This is a genomic window from Liquorilactobacillus vini DSM 20605 (genome assembly GCF_000255495.1).
GTDB classification, from domain to species: domain Bacteria; phylum Bacillota; class Bacilli; order Lactobacillales; family Lactobacillaceae; genus Liquorilactobacillus; species Liquorilactobacillus vini.
In genome coordinates, this window is record NZ_AHYZ01000149.1 from 1 (window position 1) to 6,585 (window position 6,585).

Annotated in this window: 5 protein-coding genes and 1 pseudogene; all 6 read left to right on the plus strand. The window is 36.6% G+C overall.

The annotated features are described in order from the left end of the window. Nucleotides 1-3,090: pyruvate carboxylase (locus ON15_RS08255; protein WP_010581027.1), on the plus strand; the 3,090-nt coding region annotated here is incomplete at its 5' end. Nucleotides 3,091-3,093: 3 nt separating this feature from the next. Next, entirely contained in the window at nucleotides 3,094-4,251 is a 1,158-nt protein-coding gene (locus ON15_RS11275) for a CAP-associated domain-containing protein (RefSeq protein WP_050999217.1), read from the plus strand. Next, nucleotides 4,251-4,553: a YlbG family protein gene (locus ON15_RS08265; RefSeq protein WP_010581029.1), complete on the plus strand. Its 303-nt coding sequence runs from the start codon at nucleotides 4,251-4,253 to the stop codon at nucleotides 4,551-4,553. The genes ON15_RS11275 and ON15_RS08265 overlap by 1 nt, the downstream gene beginning before the upstream one ends. Nucleotide 4,554: 1 nt before the next feature. Further along, a pseudogene (rsmD, locus tag ON15_RS08270) lies at nucleotides 4,555-5,113 on the plus strand (16S rRNA (guanine(966)-N(2))-methyltransferase RsmD). After that, entirely contained in the window at nucleotides 5,110-5,595 is a 486-nt protein-coding gene (gene coaD / locus ON15_RS08275; RefSeq protein WP_010581032.1) for a pantetheine-phosphate adenylyltransferase, read from the plus strand. The pseudogene rsmD and the gene coaD overlap by 4 nt, the downstream one beginning before the upstream one ends. Further along, nucleotides 5,588-6,574: a SepM family pheromone-processing serine protease gene (locus tag ON15_RS08280; RefSeq protein ID WP_010581033.1), complete on the plus strand. Its 987-nt coding sequence runs from the start codon at nucleotides 5,588-5,590 to the stop codon at nucleotides 6,572-6,574. The genes coaD and ON15_RS08280 overlap by 8 nt, the downstream gene beginning before the upstream one ends. The last annotated feature ends 11 nt before the right edge of the window (nucleotides 6,575-6,585 follow it).

A 6,585-nucleotide genomic window follows, 5' to 3' on the forward strand; every position in this document is an offset into this window, starting at 1 on the left:
GATAAGATTAAAGCTAAAGATGCAGCGGTAGCAGCTGGTTTACATACAATTCCGGGCAGCGACAAACCTGTTGGCTCGGTAGCTGAGGTTCAGGCTTTTGCTCATCAGCATGGTTATCCGATTATGATCAAAGCGGCTTTAGGTGGTGGTGGTCGCGGAATGCGAATCATTAATAGTGATCAAGAAGTTCAAGAAAGTTTTAATCGAGCACGAAGCGAAGCAAAGCAATCTTTTGGTGATGATGAGCTATACGTTGAGAAATATTTAAAAAACCCTAAGCATATTGAAGTTCAAATTTTGGCTGATCAGCATGGAAATGTAATTCACTTGTTTGAACGTGACTGTTCGGTTCAACGACGTCATCAAAAAGTGATCGAATTTGCTCCCAGTATTGTTCTCTCAAGCCAACGCCGCCAGGAAATTTGTCAGGCGGCAGTTCGGTTAATGAAAAGTGTTGCTTATCAAAATGCGGGCACTGTGGAATTTTTAGTTACTCCAGATGATTTTTACTTCATTGAAGTTAATCCACGAGTGCAAGTTGAACATACCGTGACTGAGATGATCACTGAAATTGATATTGTCCAAGCCCAAATTTTAATTGCTGACGGGAAAGATCTGCATCATGATCTGGAAATTCCAGAACAAAAAGAAATTGCTTATCATGGTTATGCAATCCAATGCCGGGTAACAACGGAAGATCCCGAAAATAATTTTATGCCAGATACGGGTAAAATCGAAACTTATCGTTCCCCTGGTGGTTTTGGAGTTCGTTTGGATGGCGGTAATGCTTACGCAGGGGCAGTGATTACACCGTATTTTGATTCGTTACTGGTTAAAGCGTGTGTGATGTCACGAACATTTACTGGAGCAGTTAAAAAAATGAACCGGGTTTTAGATGAATTCATAATCCGTGGTGTCAAAACTAATATTCCATTTATGAAAAAAGTTATCAACCATCCAAAATTTATTGCAGGACAAGCTCACACGACTTTTATTGATTCAACTCCAGAATTATTTGAATATGAACGCAAACCCAAAACGGCCAATCAGTTACTAAGATATATTGGCGAGGTAACTGTTAATGGCTTTCCAGGAATTGGCAAGCATCATAAAAAATATCTGCCTGACATTCATATGTCACATGAATTTGCAACGGAAAGTGATACGGTAACTGCTAAGCAAGTTCTTGACTCGCAAGGAGCGACGGGACTAACCAATTGGATCAAGCAACAAAAAGAAGTATTATTGACGGATACTACTATGCGTGATGCTCATCAAAGTTTATTTGCAACCAGGATGCGAACCAAAGATATGATTCCAGCTGCTGAGATTTTTGATCAAGCTCTGCCACATATTTTCTCGGCAGAAGTTTGGGGTGGAGCAACTTTTGATGTGGCTTATCGCTTCTTACATGAAAATCCCTGGAAACGTTTGAGAATTATTCGAAAATTGATGCCTAAAACTTTATTACAGATGCTGTTTCGCGGTTCAAATGCAGTTGGCTATAAAAATTATCCAGATAATGTGCTCGAGCGCTTCATTCAACAAAGTGCCGCAGATGGGATTGATGTTTTCCGCATTTTTGATAGTTTAAATTGGGTCGAACAAATGGAAAAAAGCATTCAATATGTTCGTCATACTGGGAAGATAGCCGAAGGTACAATGTGTTATACTGGAGATGTTATAAATCCTCATGAACATAAATATGATCTTAAATATTATCAGGGTTTAGCTCACGATTTGGTTAGTGCTGGCTCGCAGATTATTGGGATTAAAGATATGGCAGGGCTGTTAAAGCCACAAGCTGCTTATGAGCTGATTTCAAGTTTAAAAGAAGTTGTTGACGTGCCGATCCATTTGCATACTCATGATACAACTGGAAATGGAATTGCTACATATGTTCAAGCCGTTCGGGCAGGTGTTGATATAGTTGATGTGGCGACAAGTGCACTTTCTGGGACAACCAGTCAGCCAAGCATGAGCAGTTTGTATTATGCACTAGCTGGTAATGCTAGACAACCAGAACTAAATATTGATAATGTTGAAAAAATGAATCGTTATTGGCTGGGAGTTAAGCCTTGTTATCAAGATTTTATGAATGGCATTACTGCACCGCAAACCGATATTTATGAGACTGAAATGCCGGGTGGACAGTATTCAAACTTGCAGCAACAAGCCAAAGCTTTGGGAATTAATGATTTTGAGTTAGTTAAACGGGCATATCGCCAAGTTAATCAATTGTTGGGGGATATTGTTAAAGTTACACCAAGCTCAAAAGTTGTTGGAGATTTATCGTTGTTCATGATTCAAAATAATTTAAATGCTGATAATATTTTTGAAAAGGGGCAGACCCTTGATTTTCCAGCATCGGTTGTTAACTTCTTTGCTGGAAACTTAGGTCAGCCAGTTGGTGGTTTTCCATCTGAGTTACAAAAAGTAGTATTAAAGGGGCAGCCGGCAATTACTGTGCGACCAGGAAGTTTGGCAAAACCGGTTGACTTTACTAAGATTGCTAATGAATTAAAGCAAAAGATCAAACATCAACCAACAAGTGAAGAAGTTTTAAGTTATATTTTATATCCAGAAGTTTTTTTGGATTACACTAAATCTTCCGAACAATTTGGGGCTTTAAGTGTTTTGGATACCATGACCTTTTTCCAAGGAATGCGTAGTCATGAATTATTACATGTGTTATTTGGCAAAGGCAAGACATTGATCATTAAATTAAATTCAATTAGTGAAGCTGATGAGGATGGTAATCGAAGTTTATTCTTTAATTTAAATGGTCAGCCGCAACAAATTGTTATTCACGATAATAGTCAAAAGTCAAAGGTTAGAAAAGCTTTGAAGGCTGAACCAACTAATCCAAACCAAATTGGAGCAACCCTAAGTGGTTCAGTTTTAAAGATCTTAGTTGCTAAGAATCAAAAAGTTAAGAAAGGTGATCCTTTAGTAGTTACTGAGGCAATGAAAATGGAAACGACAATCAAGGCACCTTTGACAGGTAAAATCAGTCATGTATATGTTAAAGCGGGCGATGTGCTTGAGGCACAAGATTTGTTGCTAGAGCTTGAACCAATTAAGGAATAAATGATGAAAAAACGAATTCGCTGGAAAACAATTTTAAATTTTAGCATAGTTTTAATAATCATTTTAGGCTGTCTCTACTATCAAGCAGCTATCAACCAGCAAAAAAGTTCAAGTTCTGTTGATGAAGTTGGAAATGTTAAGTCAGAAAAAAATAAAAAAAATGAAAATGATATCAAATTAACGACCCCTAAAGTTAGACCATTAGCAACTAGTCAACTAGCTGCTTATATTGGTAAGTCGTCAAATAAAATTACCGCAGATTTTGGTCAGCCGGTCGATAAGCTACAAAGTGCAGATAATGTTGAGTGGTGGTTATATAATTTGAATCAGTCTGACTATTTAAAGGTTGGAATTGATCAATATACTAAGCGGGTTTGTGATATTTTTACTATTGGTCAGGATACTCGCCAGGGAAAACTTAAAGTTGGCATGTCTTTTAAAAAGCTTTTAAAGTTGACGACGCTTTACGCTAATTTTAAATTTAATTATCATGAGCAAACATTTCAGTATGAATTATCTGAGCGCGCGTTGAATCAACATCCACTAATCAGTTTTAAAAATGGCAGTTATGCAATTGCATATTTACAGCCAGGTTCAAAAAAAGTTTATGCTCTAGAATATTTAAATACAGACATGTTGGTTAAAAAGCAGCTTTATCATTTAGTTGCTCAAGTGCCATTGCCAGTTCAGTATCAAGGCAAAGTTGATTGGGACAACCTTAGTCAAATGTTACCGGTTGACTTATTGCAACTAATTAATGCTAAACGAATGCAAGCAGGTCAACAATCGTTGCAATTAAATGATAATTTGAATTTGAAAGCTCAGTCTTTATTAACTAAAGTTATTAATCAACCAGGTGCCGTGGTTGCTACAAAGTATGCAGCTAATTTAAAACAAATTGCTAATGATGAATTTTATAATCGGAAATTTGTTTTGTTGCAAAGAAAAAATTTAAAAAAACAAGTAGTGGCAGATTTAGCTGTGACATCTAAAAACAGTTTAATGCTGGTAGCACCATTTTATAGTTCTTTAACAATTTTTGAAAAACCAGAGTTGTTGAAAATGGTAATTAATAAGTTGATTACCGATAAACCACAACCTGTTGGAATGGCTTATAGTCATGGAATTTTAATTGTTGTCACAGGCAGGAGTGAGAATTAATGGATTTTGAAATCAAGCAGCGTGAAGGACTGATTGTATTTCTTTATCATTTAAAAAACAGTCGCCAGCTTCGCAAGTATGGAACAATTCATTATGTTTCCAAAAAAATGAAATATGTTGTTTTATACATCGATCAGACTGACGATAAAGAAGTATTAAGCAAATTACAATCTTTAAAATTTGTTAGAAAAGTTCAGCGTTCGTTAAGGAGAGACTTGAAAACAGATTTTGGCGATGAAGTTGGAATTTTATATAAGCTGACTGATGAAGATCGTGAAAAATATCGAACAGGTAGGAAATAGCATGCGAGTAATTTCAGGAAAGTATCGTGGCAGGAAGTTGAAGGCGGTGCCTGGTCAACTGACGCGGCCAACGACCGATAAAGTTAAAGAGTCGGTTTTTAATATGCTTGGCAATTCGCTTGCTGGGCAAGTCCTTGATTTATACGCAGGTAGCGGCTCTCTTGGAATTGAAGCTGTTTCACGGGGGGCACAACAGGCAATCTTAGTTGACCGTCAGTTTCAGGCGGTTAAAACAATCAAGGAGAATATTCGGGCAACAAAGGAAGAACGCCTTTTTCAGGTCTATAAAGCAGACTCTTTTAAAATCTTAAATGTACTTGCCAAACGGCAGCTTAAATTTTCTTATCTTTTTTTAGATCCACCATATAAAAACAAAAATCAGTCAAGTTTTACAGCGCTTCGACGAACTAAAACTTTGGCAAAAAGATGGAATTGTGGTTTGTGAAACTGATCAATTTGCTCAGTTGCCAGCAAAAATTGCCGGCTGTAAACTATGGAAAAGGGCGGATTATGGTATTACTGAAGTTTCAATTTATCATTTTCGGGGTGACGATCAATGAAAGCAGTTTTTCCTGGTAGTTTTGATCCAGTAACTAATGGACATCTTGATATAATTCAACGTGCCAGCAAAATTTTTGATCAAGTCATCGTATTAGTGATGACAAATACTAGTAAACAGGGATTATTTTCAGTTGCTGAAAGACAGGCTTTGTTGCAAGAAACTTTGACTGCCTATCAAAATGTGACGGTTAAAACTGCGGCCGATCATTTAACGGTTCAAGCTGTTAATCAGTTGCAAGCACGGATAATTATTCGTGGTGTACGAAATGTAAAAGATTTTGATTTTGAAAAAGATATGGCGATCTTGAATCGTAAACTAGATAATAAAATTGAGACATTATTTTTACCGAGCAGTCCGGAGTTTTCAATGATTTCATCAAGTTACATTAAAGAAATTGCTTATTTTGGTGGGAGCTTACGAAAATTAGTACCAGCTTCAGTCGAAGTTGCTTTAAAAAAGAGGCTGAAAATTAATGAATAAAAAACGCTCACTGTTGATCACCATAAGTCTATTAATTATTTTGGCGGTGGGCTTTTTTTGGCCTTTGCCGGTTTATATTGAGTCGATTGGCAGTGCTAAAAATGTCGCTAGTTATGTTAGAATTGCCAACCAAAAGGATCAAAGCAAAGGAAAATTGCTTTTAACATACGTTCAGTTGGCTCATGCAACGCCAGTTTTATACATAGCCAGTTTTTTTGATCACAATACGACACGCTTACCAAGTTCTGAAATTGCTGGTGGTGCAGATGATCAAGAGTTTGATCTGATTCAAAGCTATTATATGAAATCGGCGGTCAATCAAGCTAAGATTAATGCCTTGCGTTTGGCGCATAAGAATTATCACCAAAGTTTTAGGGGAATTTATGTCATGTCACTATTGGCAAAATCAGATTTTAAAAATAAGTTAAAAGTTGGGGATTTAGTGACCAAAATTAACAATCAAAAATTTAATTCATTATCATCTTTAATTGATTATTTAGGGCATCAAAAGGTTGGAAAAAAGGTTAAAGTGACGTTTTATCGTGATAAAAAAAGTAGATCTGTTACGGGCAAAGTAATTCCGATTACTAAAAAGAGGAATGGAATCGGGGTCGAGCTGGCAGCTAAAACAGTTGTGAAATCAGATCCTAAAATTAAAACTGATATGGATGGAATTGGGGGACCTTCGGCTGGGTTAATGTTGGCTTTGCAAATGTATAGTCAATTAAAACCCATTAATTTAAAACATGGAAGATTAATTGCAGGCACAGGCACAATCTCAAGTGACGGTAAAATCGGTCAGATCGGTGGAATTGATAAAAAAGTTATTGCAGCTAATCGGGCGGGAGCAAAGATTTTTTTATCACCAACCGGCAGTAACTATCGATTAGCCAAAAAGACTGTGAAGCAGCAAAATTTAAAAATCAAATTGATTCCGGTTAAAACTTTCAGAGAGGCAATTACCGCGTTAAGAAAATAATATTAATTTAC